Raw genomic sequence first — 18,188 nt, 5'->3', positions numbered from 1 at the left:
GGGAGCGGCCCGCAGTCAGCCGGGGGCGGGACTGTCAGTGCGTTCTGCGACAGTGGACCGGTGATCACAGACACCTCCCTTCCCCAGCCGCTCCCGCTCGACGACTTCTGGCGCCTCATCGACGAGGCCCGCACCAGGACGACACCGGAACGTCCGTTCGCGACAGTCCTTACCGACGTACTGGCCAGTTCCTCCCCGGGCCAGGCCCTCGGCTACGAACTGACCTTCACCGCGGTCCACGGGGCGTTGTACCGCTGGGACGTATGGGCAGCCGGCTATCTGATAGGCGGTGGCTGCTCCGACGACTCCTTCATGGATTTCCGGGCCGGTGTCATCGCCCAGGGTCGATCTTGGTACGAGAGGGTCCTCGCGGCCCCGGACAGCCTCGCGGAGCACCCCGTCGCACAGAGCGGCGAGCCCACCATGTTGGAAGAGATCGTCTTCGACGAGGACAGCAACTACGCCGCGTCCCGAGCCTTCTCCCGGCTGGCCGGCAGTGAGGAACTCTGGGAAGCCGCGACAGGGTCGAGCACCCGGCATGAGCCGGATATGGGGGAATCCTTCGATTTCGACGATGACGACGAGATGCGTCGCCGACTGCCGGCGCTGGCCGCGCTCTTCCTCGACGGCGAAGGCTGATCGGCCCCCTCGGTGGATTCCCCCGGTGGATTTCCCTCCCGTGGACCCGTCGGGCGGCCACGGTGGCATCTCAGGGAAGGTGGGGAGGGTCGTGACGCATCCGGCCGTCCGCGCTGAGCGGAGAATTGTCGACATGGGGGAGAAGTCGGCCTCGGCACATCAACTCGCGCACACAACAAGGCTCGGCGTCCCCCGAGGGGGCGCCGAGCCGCAACATTCTTCTTAGCTTTTGAGCGTTTTAGTTAGTTTTTGTGGTTGTTGATGTGGGTGGTGAGTTGGGGGATGACGGTGAAGAGGTCGCCGATGATGCCGTAGTCGGCGAGGTCGAAGATGGGTGCTTCGGGGTCTTTGTTGATGGCGATGATGGTTTTGGAGGTTTGCATGCCGGCGCGGTGTTGGATGGCGCCGGAGATGCCGGTGGCGATGTAGAGGTGGGGGGAGACGGTTTTGCCGGTTTGGCCGATTTGGTGGGTGTGGGGGTACCAGCCGGCGTCGACGGCGGCGCGGGAGGCGCCGACGGCTGCTCCGAGGGTGTCGGCGAGGGTTTCGATGAGGTGGAAGTTTTCTTGGGAGGCGAGTCCGCGTCCGCCGGAGACGATGATGGTGGCTTCGGTGAGTTCGGGGCGTCCGGTGGTGGTGCGGGGTGTGTGTTGGGTGATGGTGGTGGTGGGGTGTTTGGTGGGTGTGGGGTTGAGGGTGTGGTGGGTGGGTGTGGTGGGGTGGGTTTGGGGGGTGGTGGAGTTGGGTTTGATGGTGATGATGGGGGTGCCGTGGGTGGTGTGGGATTGGGTGGTGTAGGTGGCGGCGAAGGCGGTTTGGGTGGTTTGGGGGCCGTGGGGTGTGGGGGTGAGGTCGGTGGCGTCGGTGATGAGGCCGGAGTTGGTGCGGAGGGCGAGGCGGGCGGCGATTTCTTTGTTGTCGGGGGTGGAGGTGAGGAGGACGGTGGTGGGTTGGGTGTCGGTGTAGGCGGTGTGGAGGGCGTGGGTGTGGGGGGTGGTGTGGTGTTGGGTGTATTCGGGGGTGTTGTGGGTGTAGATGTGGGTGGCGCCGTATTCGGCGAGGGTGGTGTGGGTGTTTTCGGCGCCGGGGCCGAGGACGAGGGCGATGGGGTCGCCGAATTGGCGGGCGAGGGTGAGGAGTTCGAGGGTGGGTTTGCGGACGGTGCCTTCGTGGTGGTCGACGTAGACGAGGACGTTAGCCATGGGTTTCCTTCAACTCCTGCACGGGGCGCGACGCGACGCGGGGCGACATGGGGCGGGGCGACGTGGTGTGGCGGGGCGGGGTGTGGTGGGGTGGGTTAGATGAATTTGTGGGTGGCGAGGTAGTCGGCGATCTGTCGGCCGCCTTCGCCTTCGTCCTTGACGATGGTTCCCGCGCTGCGGGCGGGTCGTGCGGTGACGTCGTCCACGGTTGTCCATGCTCCGGTGTGGCCGACCTGTTCGGCGTCCAGGCCCAGATCGTCTAGATCCCAGGTGGTGACCGGCTTCTTCTTCGCCGCCATGATCCCCTTGAACGACGGGTAGCGTGCTTCGCCCGACTGGTCGGTCACCGACACCACCGCCGGTAGGGGTGCTTCCAACACCAACGACGCCGCATCACCATCACGACGCCCCACCACCACACCGTCCACCAACGACACCTCGGACAACAACGTCACCTGAGCCACCCCCAACCGCTCAGCCAACAACGCCGGCAACACCCCCATCACCCCATCCGTCGACGCCATCCCACACACCACCAAATCGAACCCCACCTTCTCCACCGCCGCCGCAACCACCAACGACGTCCCCATCACATCCGACCCACGCACCCCCTCATCCTCCACATGCACCCCACGATCCACCCCCATCGACAACGCCTTCCGCACCGCATCCCGAGCATCCTCAGGACCCACCGTCAACACCGTCACCTCAGCCCCATCCACCCCCTCCGCCAACCGCAACGCCTGCTCCACCGCATACTCATCCAACTCCGACAACAACCCATCCACACCCACACGATCCACCACCAAATCCTCACCAAACCCCCGATCACCCGAAGCATCCGGCACATACTTCACACACACCACAATCCTCAAACCCACAACCAAACCTCCTACTGACCACCGACGAGTCGGATCACTTCGTACACTGTCCTCGCGACCATATGGTACGCAGTACCCCCTGTAAAGGTACGTAGTGCCAAATGGGGGGCCGCGGTGTTACGTTCCCCGTATGACTGAAGTGCAGAGACGACGCAAGGCGGCCACCGGCCCCGCCGCCGTGCCCATCGCCGCCAAGCCGCCCATGCGCGAGGTGCTGGCCGAAGCTGCCTTCCAGCTGTTCCTGGAGCGCGGTTTCGAGCAAACCACGGTGGATGACATCGTCGCTCGCGCCGGTGTCGGTCGCCGGTCGTTCTTTCGCTACTTCCCGTCCAAGGAGGACGCGGTCTTCCCCGATCACGAGCGGTGCCTGGCCGAAATGACCGCCTTTTTGGAGGAGCGCGGACCGGACGCCTCGCTCGACCCGGTCGACACGGTGTGTGATGCGGCGCGACTGGTGACACGCATGTACGCGGCGAACCCCGAGTTCTCCGTACAGCGCTATCGCCTCACGCGTGAGGTACCCGGGCTGCGCACCTACGAGCTTTCCGTGGTGCGCCGGTATGAACGCACCCTTGCCGGGTTCCTTCGGCGCCGATACGTCGATGACCGGGGTGGGGACGAGCCCGAAGGCGCATTGCGCGCCGAGGTGATCGCCGCCGCCGTGGTCGCCGCACACAACAACGGCCTGCGCAGCTGGTTGCGTTCGGGTGGTCGCGATGACGCGGATGCTTCCGTCGACCACGCCTTGGCATTGGTCCGAACGGTGTGGGGGCGCGGAAGTGAGTCCAATCCATCCCCTACCGCCGTCGCCGCCACCGATGACAGAGACAGGTCAGTCGACGACGGCGAGGTCATCGTCATGGTCGCCCCTCGGGGGGCTCCGTTGTGGAAGGTCGTGCAGCAGATCGAGTCCGCACTGGGTGAGGATGCCTAGGCCCCGAAACTGGCACTCAGTATCGCCGATTCCCCTTGCACTCTTTACGGTGCTGCACTCGGTGCCATAAGGTGCCGGTGCGCCAACGTGGTGGCGTGCTGTTTTCCGAGTCGAGTGCAGGGGGTCGAGTCGTGTCCCAGCCAGCAACCCGCATTGCGCAGATTCGTCATTCACCGAGATGGACCGTGGGGCCGCCGACAGAGCAGACGGCACGGTCAGCGACGCAGCAAACGTCCTCAAAGGACAGTCCAGGATTGATCCACCAGCGTTGTCGCTGGTGCGGCACCACATCGTTTCGGCGACTGTTGTGCCCCGTCTGTGCCGCCAGTGATCTGGAGACCGTCCGGAGTGACGGCCGTGGCGTTGTCATCGAGTCCCATGTGGTGCACCGGCACAGAGGAGTTGCGCACAATGAGTCCCTTGTGCGCTTCGACGAGGGATTCGTCTTCCGGTGCCGTGTGGTTGGATCGGCTCCCCATATGGTCTGGGTCGGTGCGCGGGTCCGTCCCCTACCGGGATCCGACCCGTTGAGCGGGGAACTCGTCCTCAAGCTCTGCGAAACCGATCAGCGTACGGACAGTTAGTACTCGCTGCCGGGTGCCCGCTCAGCCCTCGTCCACGCCACCGCCTCGTACGCGTCCCGCTTCCAGCAGGTCAGCGGACCGATATTCAGTTGTCTCTCGGTGAGGGCGATGGATGCAATGCCCGCATGGTCACTGAGATGCGCCCGCCACGGCGAGCCACGATGAACGCGTACCACCGTGCCTTGCCGTTCGGCGGACAACACCACACACGGCAACCGGAGCGCCACCCGGGAGATGCCGACGCATGAGTACGACACCATCGTCATCTGAAACGGCGCCGGCTGGTGGACCAACCGTCCGGATCGGCGTTCTCGTTCCGCTGACCCGGCCTGGTTGGGTGGAGGCGGGTCAGCACCTGCTCGCTGGACTTGAGCTGGCGGTTCGCGATGTCAACGACGCAGGCGGGGTCGCCGGAAGGCCGATTGAGCTGGTGGTCCGGGACACCGCGGCCGATCCACGAAGGGCCGCGGCGGCCGTGGACGAACTGGCCCAGCTGGGCGTGGCTGCTCTGGCGGGGGAATACCACAGCGTCGTCGCTCGCACCGCAGCCGCCAGGGCCGATGCCCTCGGGCTGCCGTTCCTCTGTTCGTCAGCGGTTCTCGACGCACTCACCGAACAGCCGACGCCATGGGTCGCGCGCCTCGCCCCGCCGCAGTCCCACGGCTGGCGGACGTACGCGGACTTCCTCCTCGGCACGGGGCATCGCCGCATCGCCGTGGCAGCACAATCGAGTGTCTACTGGGCATCCGGGATCCGTATCCTGCGGGACCGCTTCGCCTCACACGGCGGCACCGTCGTCGAGTTCGACATGGGCGCTCTCGCGCCCACCGCCCTGTGCGATGAACTCGTCGACCAGCGTGCGAGCGCCCTCCTCCTTCTGGTCGGCAGCCCTGAGCCGGCAGTGTCGATCGTCAAGTCCGTCCGTGGTGACCAGCGGCTCGCCGAGCTGCTGATCGGTGCTCCCGCCGGGCAACCGGAGTTCACCGAGTGGGCGGGGTTGCTGGGCAACGACGGCGCTGCGATCCCGTTTCTGCGCTATCTGCCCGAGCACCTCAGTCCACTCGGGACCCGAGTGGACAAGGCACTGCGCGAGCGGTTGGCGACATCGCCCTCCTTTGTCGCCTTCGAGGGCTACGACACGGTCGCCGTCCTCGCCGACGTACTGCGTTCTCACGGTGGGGACCGGGCACGCATCGCCGACTCCTGGCCGCGGGTCGCCGTCGAAGGCACCCGCGGAAGGATCCAGTTCTCCCGCATGCCGGGCATCAGCGTTTGGCAATGGGCGCGGGCACCGATCCAAGTCGTCGATCGAGACCCAGCAGAACCCGAGCACTTTCGGATCCTTCACGTCGGCTGAGTGCACGAAGTTCCATCTGCCGGGCGAGCTGCCCCGGGCCGCTGAGGAAGCGTGCGGGCCGGGGCAGCGATGAGCTGGCGCGAGCGGCTCAGTGGCCCCCGCCGGAGGTGACGTCGAGCCGCTTGGCGAAGGTCTTGCCGCCGTCCTTGGACTCGTAGACGCCGTCCTGGCTCGCGGCCACCAGATGGGTCGCGCTGACCGCGGTCAGCGCCTGGGGGCCACCTCCCGGTACGGTGCCGACCGCGGCCCAGGTCTTGCCGCCGTCGGCGCTCCGGTGGAGGGCACCGGCCGGATCGATTCCGTACAGGGCACCAGGAGTGACCCAGGACAGGAATGCCATGACGGGCTCTCCCGCCTCGCCAAAGGTCCTGCCGCCGTCGGTGCTGCGGATGACTCCGGACTCGGTGGTGGCCAGAATCGTCTGTGCGTCCTGTGGGCTGACGGCGATGTCCAGTGCGGTCAGTTTGCTGCGCTTGTCCCAGGTGGAGCCGTTGGCGCTCACCCGTAGGAGACCGTTCGTACTGTCGTAGCCGTAGATCGTTCCGTGGGCGTGGTCCAACGAGTGGAAGTCGACCTCGCCGACGAGTGATCGGTCCTTCCAGGTCTTTCCCCCGTCCGTCGACTCGATGAGGCCGAGGTTGTTCGGCGCGTCCCGGCCGGGGGCCGGATGGCCACTGGCCAGGAACGAGCCGTCGGCTGTGACCGTGAAGCCCATGAAGTCGTCCTTGCGGTCACCGACCAGTTGGGGGCGGCCCTTCTGGTCGGGCGTGTAGATGCCCTCATGGGTGGCGACGTAGAGCTTGTTGTCGGACGGGCCGACCTCCACTCCGTGGATATGGCTGATCGTGCCGCCGGACGAGTCCTTCGTGCCGTGGTCGTCGGATGCGGTGCTGTCCGAGCAGGCGCTGAGGACAAGGGCCAGTACGGCCGCTGCCGTGGGGGCGGCGAGATGACGCTTCTTCATGAGGTCCTGATCGTGTTGGGGGTTGTGAAGGCCCGAAGAGGCCAGGGTGGATGGGCCGCTGTCCGCTCCCTGGTGACAGCGAGCGGACAGCGGCCCCGGGAGGAATCAGAGCCGAGCGACGATCTTGTTCAGCTGGTCGATCTCGGCCGACTGGGTGCTGACGACGGCATCCGCCAACTTCTTCGCCGTGGCGTTCCTGCCGTCCCGCTGCGCTTCCTCGGCCATCTCGACGGCACCCCGATGGTGTTCGATCATCAGCTGGGCGAACTTCTTGTCGAAATCCTTGCCCTTCGCGGTCGTCAACTCATCGAAGTCCTTCTCGGACATCATTCCGGCCATGCCGCCGGATGTCCCGGAGTCCTCGGAGGAACCCATGTCATGGCCTCCGTGATCCGTTCCATCGCCTCCGGACTCGGGCTTGCCCCATGCCTTCAGCCAGGACTTCATCTTCTGGATCTCCGGGTCCTGCGCCCGGGCGATCTCCACCGCGAGCTTCTTGACCTCAGGGTCCTCTGCTCGCCCCTCGGCGAGTTGCGACATCTTCAGGGCTTGCTCGTGGTGGGGGATCATCATCTGCGCGAACATCACGTCCGCGTCGTTGAACGCGCCCGGTGCGGGGTTCTGCCCAGCCGGCGCACTTGCGGCACGGGAGCTCTTGCTCCCGTGGTCCATACCGTCCATACCGTCCGACTCGCCGCAGGCGGCGAGAACGAGTCCCGCGGCGGCGACCGTACTGACGAGGGAGATACGACGGCGGGCCCGTGCGCCACGCTTCCCTTCCTTGCCGTTCCTGCCTTCCTTGTTGGTGGAGCTTTGGGCGCCCGCGGCGCCCTGGATACCGGTGTTGCAGGTCATGGCGAAACCTCATTTGCTGTCCGTGTCGGGGAATCCCTACCGATGTATGCGTGGACGGGCAGCGCGAACCGCCCGCGGTGGCATTCGGCCTAGATCCGCAGAACGGACAGTCGGGTGAGGTGGGGCCGGGGCGGTGGGGCACCCGGGCGCAGCGCGGCGAGTGCGGCCGCTCGCAGGTGCGGCAACCAGTCCGACCCGCGGACCAGCGCCGCACGCAGCAACGCGGCCAGAATCCAGCTGCCGAGGATGGCCACGCACAAGGAGGCCATGTCCATGACCATGCCGTGGTGGTGCACTCCGGCTTGCTCGTCGTGCCCCGTGGCAGCCCCCTCTTCGTTGGAGGTGACGAGCTTCAGCGGGGCAACCGCGGAATCTTCGACGGTCGGTGGCACATGGCCCGTCGGGTCTGCATGGGTGGTGTGACGAAGCGGAGTGGCGACCGCCGGGGAGTGGTGACCACTGCCGTCCGCGGTGACGTTCCCGCCCGAGGCTCCACCCACGCTCAGTGGCTTCGTAGCCCCTCCAGCGGCGACCGTGCCGCTGGCTGCGGTGCCCTCATCGACCAGCCCGGAGTGCGCCGCCGAACCACTGCCCGAGACCGCCTCCTGCGGGCGGGCCGAGGCCATGGCTCCGTGGCCCCCAGCGGAGCCGCTCTCCGGGTGACCGACCGTATGCATCGCGAAGACACCTAGCGCAAGCACGACCAGCAACAGATGCCCCCAGGCACCCGCCGCTCGGATCGCTCGGCTCGCACTCACGGTCATGACCTCCACTCGGATCAGTGCGCTCGACGATACAGAAAGACCCCGGCCGGTGTCCTACCACCCGGCATTCCACTAAGGTTCTTGGCATTGCCTGCCTGAGAGGACTGTCGGATGCGGAACTGGATGCCCCGACAGTGGGCCGTGGCACTGGCCGTGACCCTGCTCGCCGCACTGGTCATCGGAGTGCCGACGGGCGTCATCCCCACATCGCTCTTCGCCCGGATGACCGCGGTGCTCTGGTGGAACTATCCGGTCTGGGCCCTCAGCTCCCTTCTGATGGGGCTGCTCGCCGCCACCTATGCGGCCGGCCGCCAAAGTCCTATGGAGAGCCGACCGCGCAGCGTCCGCGCACTCGCCGGAGGAGTTCTCTCCGCGCTCGCCGTCGGCTGCCCCGTCTGCAACAAGCTGGTGGTCCTCGCCCTTGGCATGAGCGGAGCCCACACCTACTGGGCTCCCGCCCAGCCGATTCTCGCGCTCGTCTCCCTGGGCCTGCTGACCCATGCGCTGGTGCGGCGGCTGCGCAGCGCGGACGCCTGCCCGCTCCCCGTGGCCGAATCGAACCCCACGACTACGATGAGCAACCGCTGAGACCGGGGCCGGGCAGCGGATCGAAAGGGGAGCGGGCGTGAGACAACTGGGCGGGCTTGAGGCCGAGATCATGGATCGCCTCTGGGCCTGGGGCCGTGCAGCCACGGCACGTGAAGTGCGCGACGACCTGAACAAGAAGCGTCCCATCGCCTACAGCACCGTGAAGACCGTCGCCGACATCCTGTTCGGCAAGGGGATGCTCACCCGCGAGAAGGACGGCCGCGCCTGGCTCTATCGAGCCACCTGCACCCGCCAGCAGTACACCGCCGCTCGTATGCACGACGCCCTGGAGGGAACTCCCGACCCGGCGGGCGTGCTGCTGAGCTTCGTCGAGCAGATCTCCGTCGAGGAGGTCCAGGCGCTCCGCGCCGCGCTGCGCGCCGCCAAACGACGGAGCGGAACATGATCATGGCCGGTGCTGCGGCGGGGTACGCCCTCCTGGCGGGTGCGGTCGTTCCCTACGCCTTGGCGCGGGCTCGTTGGCCGCATCGGGCACCCCTCTTGGGCATCCTCGCCTGGCAGGGGCTGATGCTCAGTTTCGTCGTCGCTGCCGCCCTGACGGTGTACCACCTGGTCCTCACTCATCGGCACGTGCACGACGGCCTGGTCGGTCTGCTCGGGGCATGTGGCTCGGGGCGGGCCGCGGACGCCCTCACCACCCCGCCGTCCGTGGCCGACGGCGGACTGTTGTTGATGCCAGCCGCGGTGATCCTGCTACCGCTCGGCTGGCTGGCGCGCACGCTCTGGCACACCCGACGCGAGCAGCGCCGCCATGCGGACCTGCTGAACATGATCGGCACCGATGCGATCGGGTTCGACGCCACCGTCGTCGACTACACCGTGCCCGCGGTCTACTGCGTTCCCGGCCGTGGCCACCGCATCGTGGTGACCCAAGGCGCCCTGGACGTGCTCGACGACGAGCAGTTGTACGCCGCTCTGGAGCACGAGCGCGCCCACCTCATCGGCCGGCACCATCTCCTGCGCACGATCGCCCGCGCCTTCAACCGTGCGTTCCCGGGGCTGCCGCTCGCTCGTCACGCAGAGGCACAGACGGCCCTGTTGCTCGAAATGAACGCCGACGACCGTGCGCTGCGCTTCCACTCCCGTGAGGCGCTGGCCACGGCATTGTGCGAGGTCGCGGCCGGGCGGGTGCCGTCGGGCGCACTCGGAGCGGGCGGTCCGGGCGCGTTGATCCGACTGCGCCGGATCCTGTCTCCGCAGGAGCGTCCGCCGCGGGCTGTGGGCGTCGGGGTCGTGGTGGCGTCCGTCACCGCGCCCTTGCTGCCGCTCCTGCTCGCCTGTATCCCCTGAGCGTCTCTCCGCGCATCCCCGGCTTCACGTGACGTACGCATACGGGCTCATGAAGGGGAACCGGGGCCCTCCTGCTTCCTGGTGGCCGGGCGCGGGGGCACGCCCGCCCAGGAGGCCCCCGGTCGAGTGGGTGCCCATCATGACTCTACAGCTAAATCACTTAGCTGATAGAGGTGCTGCCTCGGCAAGGTCGGGAGCGGTCCAGGCTTGACCAACTTCCACTAACGTTCTATCGAGGAGCCAGATCCAGCGGCCCGTCCATGAGCATCGGGATCGACATTTCGTTAAGTTGCTTAGTGAAAATAGGGATCGATGGTGGTGATGTACTACTGAAAAGCGCCCTGGCTAGTGAGAGTTGAGCCAGTCGTAGGTGGCTTGAGCGGAGAACTCGGCCTGTCCGCCCGCGTAGAGGAGGTCGGCTGATTGGAACGCCGGGTCCGCCGCGGTCGCGGGAACGTACGGGACGGCCACACATCGCATCCCGGCCGCACGGGCCGCGACCACCCCCGGCAACGCGTCCTCCACGACCACGCAGTCGCCGGGTGCGCTCCCCAAGCGTCGAGCGGCCTCCTCGAACACATCGGGCGCCGGCTTGCCCTGAGGGACCTCCTCGGCGGACACGATGGTGCGGAAGTAGACGTCGAGGCCCGTTCCCCGCAGGATCGCTTCGATTGCCGCGCGGGACGAACCGGAGGCCACCGCCATCGGCGTTCCATCGCCGTGCAGCAATTCGACGAACTTGCCCATCTCGGGAAATACGGTGGTCGAGGTGCCCGCCAGGGCGAGGTAGTGCCGGTTCTTGTCGGCCAACAGCGCATCCACCGGAGTGTCGATTCCGTACTCCTCGCGGAGAGTCGTCACGGTTTCCCGGGTACTGATGCCGATGAAATCGGTGTGACGCTCCCAGCTGAAGTCCATCACGCCGTGCTCAGCCAGCATTCTGCGTCCGGCTTCGTAGTAGTTGAGCTCGCTGTCCACCAGGGTGCCGTCGAGGTCGAAGATGACTGAAGTGCCGCGCTCGTCGCTCATGCCCCCAGGATGCCAAAGCGGCGATTCATTGCTGAGGGACCGCGCGACCGACGGATTCCACCAAGGGCAGCAGCCGATGGGGCACCCGCTCCCGCAGGGCCATCTCTGTGCGGGTCCGCACCACGCCGGGCAACTGGATCAGTTGCTGTACGACGTCTTCCAGATGGCCGTTGTCCCGGGCGACCACCCTGGTCAAGAGGTCCCCGCCACCCGTGATGGAGAACGCTTCGATGATCTCTGGCACTGCTGCGAGCGCATCGCCCACCTCGTCCAGATGCCCCTGGGTGACCTCGATGTGGACGAACGCCAGTACCGGGTGGCCCAATGCGGCGGGAGAGAGCGCCGGCCCGGTCCCCGTGATCACACCGTGGCGTTCCAGCCGGTCGATCCTGGCTTGGAGGGTGCCCCGCGCAATGCCGAGGATTCGGGCGTACTCCCGCACACTGGTGCGCGGCTGCTCGATCATCAGCCGCAAGATGCGGGTGTCGAGTGCGTCCACGGCCATGGTCCGCCAGCCCTTCTCACAGTCGAGTGTGGTCAAGGTTTTGACTCTACCGACGTCTGGTGACCCGCTCGAAGCCGACCGCCCGTGGAAAGGCTTTCCGTTGGGGGTTTTGACGGGAATTCCTACCTGCGGGAATGACAGTTCGAGGGCGTCGGGAGCATCAGGAATTGGTGGAGCGTCTCTGTCGGCGCGGGTACCTGAATGCGGTGGAATTGGGTCTCCCGTCCGCCCCATTTCACTGTTCCGGAGCAAGAAGCTGCCGGCGGATCAGGAGGACGTGATGAGGTACCCATGGCGCGCCTATTGCCGGTGTGGGGAGCGTGTCTGCCATGGGAGTGTGGGGCTCTGACCGGCCCCGGCTTCCTGGAGCCGTCCGAAGCGCACGCGGGGCCGTCGTGCGGGCGCGAGGCTGGCACGGCGGCCTCACCGGCCCGGCGATTTCGTTCAGGGCGCAGAGACGGCCCTCCACCCACGCGCATCGCTCCAATGGAGTAGTTGTCGGCTCCGAGTCGACAACCGATCGCGTTCCCCCGGACGATGACGAACTCTCGGCTGCGACACTCATCCGCCACTCTCGTACGAGAGGACCCTGAGGTCGCAGGCTTCTGGGCACTCGCTTCGACGTGTCAGTCGGGCGATGCCCCATGGCCCTCCCCTCGTTCCGGTTGCCCAGGGCGCCGTCGCGCCCCCCTCGCCGCCAGGGTGATCAGGGCCCGCCCTGGGTATCGACGGCGAGGCATCGAGAATCGAGCCGACAAGCCGTTCGACTCGACAGCAACCGCCCGATGGCGCCTCATTGGATGCTCGTTCAACAGCTTGCCGGGATGAAGAATAGGACGATGGTCGGGGTGCTCCGCGGCGGTCGGCGAGGATGTCGGGGAGGCTTGAAGGGGAGGAAGGTCTTGACCGCCGCTCCACCCGTCCAGCCGATGATCCGCCGCACCGGCACCCGCCGGTGTGGACCAGAGCAGTGAAGTGAGTGAGTGATGCCTGAGAAGCGCCCGGGAAGGCTCGTCGCGATCAGCGACCTCCACGTCCGCTACGACGAGAACAAGAAGATCGTCGATGAGCTGAGACCGGAGAGGGAGACGGACTGGCTGATCATTGCGGGAGATATCGGAGAAGTTGTCTCCGATATCGAATGGACGCTGAGTACCCTGCGGGACCGTTTCGCCAAGGTGGTGTGGACCCCCGGCAACCATGAGCTGTGGACTGCCCCGGATGACCCCATACAGCTCCGCGGGGAGCAGCGCTACCGCCATCTGGTGGAAATGTGCAGAAGGCTTGATGTCCTCACCCCGGAGGACCCCTTCCCGATCTGGGAGGGCGAAGGCGGTCCGGCAGCCATCGCCCCCCTGTTCCTGCTGTACGACTACACCTTCCGGCCCGAGGGCACCCACTCCAAGGAGTCGGCCCTGAGAGTGGCCGAAGACGCCGGCGTTGTCTGCACCGATGAGTTCATGCTCCACCCCGACCCGTACCCCAGCAGGGAAGCTTGGTGCCGGGCCCGGGTCGAACTCACCGAGGCCCGACTCGAAGCGCTGCCTGCGGATCTGCCCACCGTTTTGGTCAATCACTTTCCGCTGGTGCGGGAACCCACCAGGGTGCTGTGGCACCCGGAGTTCGCTCTGTGGTGCGGTACGACCGCCACGGCGGACTGGCATGTGCGTTTCCGTGCCCGTGCCGTGGTGTACGGGCACCTCCACATCCCCCGGTTGATCCATTGTGACGGCGTGCCTCACCAGGAGGTCTCCCTCGGCTACCCGCGCGAATGGCGGCGCCGGGCAGAGGCTCCGGGGAAGCTGGTCCAGATCCTCCCCGCCACCGCCGAGCAAGCCGGCCGGGCGTGATCCAGGATCGGCCGGCGCCGACCACCATCCCGATGAGAGTTGGTACGAGATGACGCTCTTGCACGAGCCCACCGACGGGCTTTCTTCGTCGGATGCCCGGGGCCGCGCCGCTGAACTCCAGGTGATGCGGGCGCGGGCGGTGGCGGGGCCGAGTGATCGGGCGACCGAGGCGCAGCATGCGAAGGGGAAGTTGACGGCGCGTGAGCGGATCGCGTTGTTGGTGGATGAGGGTTCGTTTCGTGAAGTGGAGCAGTTGCGGCGGCATCGGGCGGTTGGTTTTGGGTTGGAGGCGAAGCGTCCGTTCACTGATGGTGTGGTGACGGGGTGGGGCACGGTTGAGGGTCGGACCGTGTTTGTGTATGCGCATGATTTTCGGATCTTTGGTGGTGCGTTGGGGGAGGCGCATGCGGCGAAGATTCATAAGATTATGGATATGGCGATTTCGGCGGGTGCGCCGTTGGTGTCGTTGAATGATGGTGCGGGTGCGCGTATTCAGGAGGGCGTGTCGGCGCTTGCTGGGTATGGGGGTATTTTTCAGCGGAATACGCGGGCGTCGGGTGTGATTCCGCAGATTTCGGTGATGTTGGGTCCGTGTGCGGGTGGTGCGGCGTATTCGCCGGCGTTGACGGATTTTGTGTTTATGGTGCGTGAGACGTCGCAGATGTTTATCACGGGTCCTGATGTGGTGAAGGCGGTGACGGGGGAGGAGATTACGCAGAATGGTCTCGGTGGTGCGGATGTGCATGCTGAGACGTCGGGTGTGGCGCATTTTGCGTATGACGATGAGGAGACGTGTATCGCTGAGGTGCGGTACCTCCTGTCGATGTTGCCGTCGAACAATCGGGAGAATCCGCCGTTGGCGGTGTCGGATGATCCGGCGGATCGGCGTTCGGATGTGTTGTTGGATCTGGTGCCGGCGGATGGGAATCGTCCGTATGACATGCATCGGGTGATTGAGGAGTTGGTGGACGAGGGGGACTTCCTGGAGGTCCATGAGCGGTGGGCGCGGAACATCATCTGTGCGTTGGCTCGGTTGGACGGCCAGGTGGTGGGGATTGTGGCGAATCAGCCGCAGTCGTTGGCTGGGGTGTTGGACATCGAGGCGTCGGAGAAGGCGGCTCGGTTTGTTCAGATGTGTGATGCGTTCAATATTCCGATTGTGACGCTGTTGGATGTGCCGGGGTTCTTGCCGGGGGTGGATCAGGAGCATGGTGGCATCATCCGGCATGGGGCGAAGTTGTTGTATGCGTATTGCAATGCGACGGTGCCGCGAATTTCGTTGATTCTGCGGAAGCGTATGGCGGCGCTTATATCGTGATGGATTCGCAGTCGATCGGTGCGGATCTGACGTTCGCCTGGCCGACGAACGAGATCGCGGTGATGGGTGCCGAGGGCGCCGCGAATGTGATCTTCCGTCGGCAGATCGCCGATGCGGAGGATCCCGAGGCCATGCGGACCCGCATGGTCAAGGAGTACAAGTCCGAGTTGATGCATCCGTACTACGCGGCCGAACGCGGACTGGTCGACGATGTGATCGACCCCGCCGAAACCCGTCAGGTACTGATCTCCTCACTCACCATGCTCCGCACCAAACACGCCGACCTGCCGTCCCGCAAGCACGGCAACCCCCCGCAGTGAAATCCGGTGGGGACGGCCGAGCGGGCGGTGCACGGGATGTCGGGGCACCACAGCGCAGGTCCAGCACAGTGACGGAATTCCCTCCACACCGTAGGACGGAGCCCTTCATGGACGCAGCCATCCCCACCACACCTCAACTGCTGCCGTGCATCAATGTGATCCGCGGCCACCCCTGTCCGGAGGAACTCGCCGCAGTGACGGCCGTTCTGCTGTCCCGGTCGGTGGCACTGTCGACGCATGCCGTCGGCTGCTCCCGCTCCACCGCCGAATGGCGGCGGCTGGAGCGGAGATCCGGCTTCTGTCCGCCCCACAGCTGGCAGCGCGGCTCGGACCCGGCCTAAGGCCGTCGGCCGTCCGCATCCGAGTGGACGAGACGCTTCCCGGGCGACGCCCCCTGCAGCACCCCGTCGCAAACGATCGACCCGCACTGACGGCCCTTCACTGCCTGCGGTGTGCAGGGGGTGTCGGCCAGGGGTTGGCCCGTTCGAGCAGTACTGCTGCGTCGAGGAGGCGTCGGCGAATGGCCCCGGTGATCGGCAGGAGGCAGGGGCTTGTGAGGATATGGCCATGCACCTCTACGAAGAGCGCTTGACCGTGCCGCGTACCTGGTGGTTGCTGGCAGCCCTCACCGGTGTCGCACTCGGGTTGGTGTTGCTGCCTTTCGGTCCCCTCGTGGCCGCAGCCGCCCTCGCCGGAGGCGTCACGACCGTCTCCCTCCTCGGTCACGCCTATGGATCGGCCCGCATCGTGGTCACACCCGGCGCGCTGGTCCTCGGTGGGCGGCGCATCCCACTGGGGGCGCTGGGCGCGACCGAGATCCTCGACGAACGTGAGGCGTTCGCCTGGCGCACCTGGAAGGCCAACCCGTACGCGATGCTGCTGATCCGCGGCTACGTTCGCACCGCCCTGCGCATCGAGTTGAGGAACGACTACGAGGGCGCACCGTACGTGTACGTCTCCACCAGGCAGCCCATGAACCTCGCGGTCGTCCTGGCCTTCGCCCGCGGATGATCGATTGCCACTGGCACCGCCCTGCCGACGGTTGCCCCGCGCCACGGCTGCCGCGGTCATCGGAACTCTGATCCGTTGGCTACATCTGGCCGACTCATCCCCCGATTAGCTGTGCCAATGGCACAGTCGCTCGATGATGTGTTGAGCCAATGCCAAGGAAGGTGCTTAGCTGGACCTATCCAAGTACCACTGCGCGCCGCGCAGCGCCGGTCGGCAACGAAGCCGAGTTCGGAGCGCGGCGCTTTCGTCGTGTCCGCGCGCCCACCACCCTCGGGCGCCCTGATCGACGAAGAACGAAGACAGGGGGGCGGTACGCCGTCGTGAAGAAGATGTTCGTGGCTCCCGATCCGGGGCTCCTGAGGCTGAGGACCTCGCTGCGCGCTGTCATCGGCATCGCCCTGGCCGTCGCCGCGGCGGAGGTCGCCGGTCTTTCCCTGACCGCCTCCATCACGGGCGGCCTGGCGGCTCTGCTGGCCCTGTTCACGGTGACCGATGCGACCGTGCGCCGGCAGTCGGTGACCACCGCGCTGCTGCCGGTGGCCGGGTTCCCGGTACTCGCCCTGGCCACCACCCTCCATCAGTTGCCGTTCGCCCGTGACGCCCTGTGCCTCGTCGTTGTGCTCTGCGGTGTCTATGCCCGCCGATGGGGGCCGCGCGGCCATGCGCTGGGCATCTTCGCGTTCATGAGTTTCTTCACCACCCAGTTCCTGCACGCCGTTCCCGCTCAGCTGCCCGAGTTGTACGCGGCCGTGGGGATCGCCCTGGCATCCGCAGCCCTGGTGCGCTTTCTGCTCTGGCCCATCGAACGCCGCACTCCGCCCCCTGCCGCACCGGCGCAGCTGCCCGGTCGCGGTCTTGCCCGAGCCACCACCCGGCAGGCCGTGCAGGCCACGGCGGCCAGCGCCTTCGCCCTGTCCATCGGCCAGTTGCTCTCCGAGGACCGCTGGTACTGGGCCGTCGGAACCGTTTGGTGGATCTTCGTCAACACCACTTCACGCGGGGAGACGCTCGTCCGCGGCTTTCGCCGAGTACTGGGGACCGTGGTCGGCATCGGAGCCGGTCTGCTCATCGCCATCCCCCTCCAGGGGGCCATCGCTCCGACGGCCGCGCTGGTCGCCGTCTGCGTCTTCGCGATCTTCTACACGGCGCCCGTCTCCTACAGCTGGATGGTGCTCGCGGTGACGCTGATGGCGGGGCTGCTGTACGGACTTCTCGGGGTGCTGGACTCCGGGTTGCTCGTGCTGCGCCTGGAAGAGACGCTCGTTGGCGCCGTGTTCGCCGCGGTCACCGTGGTCCTGATCCTTCCGATCAGCACGCACACGACGAACAACATCTGGATCGAACGGGCCCTGGAGCGCGTCCGTACGTGCACCGCCGAGTCACTCGCCCGCCTCAGTGGTGTGGCGTCGGCTGACCCCACGCCCCATGCCGCTGAACTGGAGCAGTTGCTAGGGCGGGTGCGGATGTCCCTGGCGCCACTGGTCCATCCGCTCAGCCCCTACCGTGGCCGCAGAGCGCGCGCTCGTCGCGTTCTCGCTCTGCTAGACGAGTGCGCGGAAGAGGTACGGGGACTTGTGGCCGTGGCGGCGGACCCGGCAGCCAGCCACGATGCGCGGCTCGCGGCGGCTTGCTGGCGTGTCGAGGCAGCGGTGAAGTCCTTGATCACCCCGGGTGATGTCCAGGGCGGCGACCCCCGGCACGTACCGGTCGCGGACTCGCTGCCGGGTACCGGTGGAACAGCGCTCACCCATGCCCATGGGTTGGAACGCCTCCTGGTCGAACTGGTGGAGCCGCTGCACACATCGCCGCATTCCCGGCTCGTGACCTCCTGAGCCGACCGGGGGTGTCGACACCGCGGCAGTGTCGAGACCTCCCCGGTGTCGACACCGCGGAGGTCTCGACGGTGGTTGCGTGCCTGCCGTTGCGTGATTTCCGCACGGGCGCGGCCATGCGCCCACTCCCTCTTCACGGCCCCGCCGTCGTTGCCCGTAGTACCGCCGAAGGCGTCGATGGCCCAGTGCTGGCGCAACAGCCTCAGGAGGCTAGTGGAGTCACTCCGTCCACATTGAGGGGCGC

At 66.6% G+C, this 18,188-nt stretch carries 18 protein-coding genes and 1 pseudogene; 12 read left to right on the top strand and 7 right to left on the bottom strand.

Going from position 1 to position 18,188, the window contains the following annotated elements:
• Positions 1-60: 60 nt before the first annotated feature.
• A complete protein-coding gene (locus OID54_RS05860; protein WP_329014926.1) occupies positions 61-639 on the top strand; it encodes a DUF4240 domain-containing protein in 579 nt (192 codons plus the stop codon).
• Positions 640-881: 242 nt separating this feature from the next.
• On the opposite strand, the gene OID54_RS05855 is transcribed toward OID54_RS05860, so the two are convergent.
• The gene (locus tag OID54_RS05855; protein WP_329014831.1) at positions 882-1,841 is read right to left on the bottom strand and encodes an electron transfer flavoprotein subunit alpha/FixB family protein; all 960 of its coding nucleotides are present in this window, start codon (positions 1,839-1,841) and stop codon (positions 882-884) included.
• 95 nt (positions 1,842-1,936) lie between these two features.
• Positions 1,937-2,722: an electron transfer flavoprotein subunit beta/FixA family protein gene (locus OID54_RS05850; protein WP_329014924.1), complete on the bottom strand. Its 786-nt coding sequence runs from the start codon at positions 2,720-2,722 to the stop codon at positions 1,937-1,939.
• A gap of 202 nt (positions 2,723-2,924) precedes the next feature.
• Here OID54_RS05850 and OID54_RS05845 point away from each other — a divergent pair, with 202 nt between their 5' ends.
• The 3 genes from OID54_RS05845 (at position 2,925) to OID54_RS05835 (ending at position 5,597) form a co-directional block, all read left to right on the top strand.
• On the top strand, positions 2,925-3,656 hold the full coding sequence (locus OID54_RS05845) for a TetR family transcriptional regulator (RefSeq protein WP_329027284.1): 732 nt from the start codon (positions 2,925-2,927) through the stop codon (positions 3,654-3,656).
• 254 nt (positions 3,657-3,910) lie between these two features.
• Positions 3,911-4,240 (top strand): Zn-ribbon domain-containing OB-fold protein, encoded by a 330-nt coding sequence (locus OID54_RS05840; protein WP_329014922.1) that lies wholly within the window; start codon positions 3,911-3,913, stop codon positions 4,238-4,240.
• Positions 4,241-4,484: 244 nt separating this feature from the next.
• Positions 4,485-5,597: an ABC transporter substrate-binding protein gene (locus OID54_RS05835; RefSeq protein ID WP_329014918.1), complete on the top strand. Its 1,113-nt coding sequence runs from the start codon at positions 4,485-4,487 to the stop codon at positions 5,595-5,597.
• 88 nt (positions 5,598-5,685) lie between these two features.
• On the opposite strand, the gene OID54_RS05830 is transcribed toward OID54_RS05835, so the two are convergent.
• The 3 genes from OID54_RS05830 to OID54_RS05820 all read right to left on the bottom strand — a co-directional run bounded on the left by OID54_RS05830 (position 5,686) and on the right by OID54_RS05820 (position 8,174).
• Positions 5,686-6,561: a F510_1955 family glycosylhydrolase gene (locus OID54_RS05830; RefSeq protein WP_329014915.1), complete on the bottom strand. Its 876-nt coding sequence runs from the start codon at positions 6,559-6,561 to the stop codon at positions 5,686-5,688.
• A 105-nt stretch (positions 6,562-6,666) separates the two neighbouring features.
• Entirely contained in the window at positions 6,667-7,416 is a 750-nt protein-coding gene (locus OID54_RS05825; RefSeq protein ID WP_329014912.1) for a DUF305 domain-containing protein, read from the bottom strand.
• Between the two features lie 89 nt (positions 7,417-7,505).
• Positions 7,506-8,174 (bottom strand): hypothetical protein, encoded by a 669-nt coding sequence (locus tag OID54_RS05820; protein WP_329014909.1) that lies wholly within the window; start codon positions 8,172-8,174, stop codon positions 7,506-7,508.
• 117 nt (positions 8,175-8,291) lie between these two features.
• On the opposite strand from OID54_RS05820, the gene OID54_RS05815 reads away from it, so the two are divergent.
• Genes OID54_RS05815 through OID54_RS05805 form a run of 3 tightly spaced genes read left to right on the top strand, consistent with a single transcriptional unit; the run spans position 8,292 to position 10,079 of the window.
• Entirely contained in the window at positions 8,292-8,768 is a 477-nt protein-coding gene (locus tag OID54_RS05815) for a hypothetical protein (RefSeq protein ID WP_329014907.1), read from the top strand.
• A gap of 37 nt (positions 8,769-8,805) precedes the next feature.
• Entirely contained in the window at positions 8,806-9,174 is a 369-nt protein-coding gene (locus OID54_RS05810; RefSeq protein ID WP_329014904.1) for a BlaI/MecI/CopY family transcriptional regulator, read from the top strand.
• A complete protein-coding gene (locus tag OID54_RS05805; RefSeq protein WP_329014902.1) occupies positions 9,171-10,079 on the top strand; it encodes a M56 family metallopeptidase in 909 nt (302 codons plus the stop codon). The genes OID54_RS05810 and OID54_RS05805 overlap by 4 nt, the downstream gene beginning before the upstream one ends.
• Before the next feature lie 345 nt (positions 10,080-10,424).
• On the opposite strand, the gene OID54_RS05800 is transcribed toward OID54_RS05805, so the two are convergent.
• Together OID54_RS05800 and OID54_RS05795 are read right to left on the bottom strand one after the other, a co-directional pair.
• Positions 10,425-11,108 (bottom strand): HAD family hydrolase, encoded by a 684-nt coding sequence (locus OID54_RS05800; RefSeq protein ID WP_329014900.1) that lies wholly within the window; start codon positions 11,106-11,108, stop codon positions 10,425-10,427.
• 25 nt (positions 11,109-11,133) lie between these two features.
• On the bottom strand, positions 11,134-11,613 hold the full coding sequence (locus tag OID54_RS05795; RefSeq protein ID WP_329027283.1) for an Lrp/AsnC family transcriptional regulator: 480 nt from the start codon (positions 11,611-11,613) through the stop codon (positions 11,134-11,136).
• A gap of 986 nt (positions 11,614-12,599) precedes the next feature.
• Between OID54_RS05795 and OID54_RS05790 the strand changes: the two genes are divergently transcribed.
• From OID54_RS05790 to OID54_RS05770, 5 genes and pseudogenes are all read left to right on the top strand, one after another.
• Complete coding sequence (locus tag OID54_RS05790; RefSeq protein ID WP_329014899.1) at positions 12,600-13,463, top strand: metallophosphoesterase family protein; 864 nt, start codon at positions 12,600-12,602, stop codon at positions 13,461-13,463.
• 49 nt (positions 13,464-13,512) lie between these two features.
• Positions 13,513-15,101 (top strand): annotated as a pseudogene (locus OID54_RS05785) (acyl-CoA carboxylase subunit beta).
• 107 nt (positions 15,102-15,208) lie between these two features.
• A complete protein-coding gene (locus tag OID54_RS05780) occupies positions 15,209-15,442 on the top strand; it encodes an acyl-CoA carboxylase subunit epsilon (RefSeq protein ID WP_329014897.1) in 234 nt (77 codons plus the stop codon).
• Positions 15,443-15,668: 226 nt separating this feature from the next.
• On the top strand, positions 15,669-16,112 hold the full coding sequence (locus OID54_RS05775; protein WP_329014893.1) for a DUF3093 domain-containing protein: 444 nt from the start codon (positions 15,669-15,671) through the stop codon (positions 16,110-16,112).
• Between the two features lie 329 nt (positions 16,113-16,441).
• On the top strand, positions 16,442-17,944 hold the full coding sequence (locus OID54_RS05770; protein WP_329027281.1) for an FUSC family protein: 1,503 nt from the start codon (positions 16,442-16,444) through the stop codon (positions 17,942-17,944).
• Positions 17,945-18,188 lie beyond the last annotated feature (244 nt).

Origin of the sequence: Streptomyces sp. NBC_00690 (genome assembly GCF_036226685.1) — a bacterium.
Lineage (GTDB): Bacteria > Actinomycetota > Actinomycetes > Streptomycetales > Streptomycetaceae > Streptomyces.
The sequence above is the reverse complement of the archived record's forward strand: the minus strand, read 5'-3'. Positions and strand labels throughout refer to the sequence as shown.

What these genes read in the sequence shown, in the direction of transcription:
- OID54_RS05790 (WP_329014899.1), top strand. Translation starts at nt 12,600, where the DNA reads ATGCCTGAGAAGCGCCCGGGAAGGCTCGTCGCGATCAGCGACCTCCAC.
- OID54_RS05775 (WP_329014893.1), top strand. Translation starts at nt 15,669, where the DNA reads ATGCACCTCTACGAAGAGCGCTTGACCGTGCCGCGTACCTGGTGGTTG.
- OID54_RS05845 (WP_329027284.1), top strand. Translation starts at nt 2,925, where the DNA reads ATGCGCGAGGTGCTGGCCGAAGCTGCCTTCCAGCTGTTCCTGGAGCGC.
- OID54_RS05795 (WP_329027283.1), bottom strand. Translation starts at nt 11,613, where the DNA reads ATGGCCGTGGACGCACTCGACACCCGCATCTTGCGGCTGATGATCGAG.
- OID54_RS05770 (WP_329027281.1), top strand. Translation starts at nt 16,442, where the DNA reads ATGTTCGTGGCTCCCGATCCGGGGCTCCTGAGGCTGAGGACCTCGCTG.
- OID54_RS05830 (WP_329014915.1), bottom strand. Translation starts at nt 6,561, where the DNA reads ATGAAGAAGCGTCATCTCGCCGCCCCCACGGCAGCGGCCGTACTGGCC.
- OID54_RS05835 (WP_329014918.1), top strand. Translation starts at nt 4,485, where the DNA reads ATGAGTACGACACCATCGTCATCTGAAACGGCGCCGGCTGGTGGACCA.
- OID54_RS05805 (WP_329014902.1), top strand. Translation starts at nt 9,171, where the DNA reads ATGATCATGGCCGGTGCTGCGGCGGGGTACGCCCTCCTGGCGGGTGCG.
- OID54_RS05855 (WP_329014831.1), bottom strand. Translation starts at nt 1,841, where the DNA reads ATGGCTAACGTCCTCGTCTACGTCGACCACCACGAAGGCACCGTCCGC.
- OID54_RS05825 (WP_329014912.1), bottom strand. Translation starts at nt 7,416, where the DNA reads ATGACCTGCAACACCGGTATCCAGGGCGCCGCGGGCGCCCAAAGCTCC.
- OID54_RS05815 (WP_329014907.1), top strand. Translation starts at nt 8,292, where the DNA reads ATGCGGAACTGGATGCCCCGACAGTGGGCCGTGGCACTGGCCGTGACC.
- OID54_RS05800 (WP_329014900.1), bottom strand. Translation starts at nt 11,108, where the DNA reads ATGAGCGACGAGCGCGGCACTTCAGTCATCTTCGACCTCGACGGCACC.
- OID54_RS05780 (WP_329014897.1), top strand. Translation starts at nt 15,209, where the DNA reads ATGGACGCAGCCATCCCCACCACACCTCAACTGCTGCCGTGCATCAAT.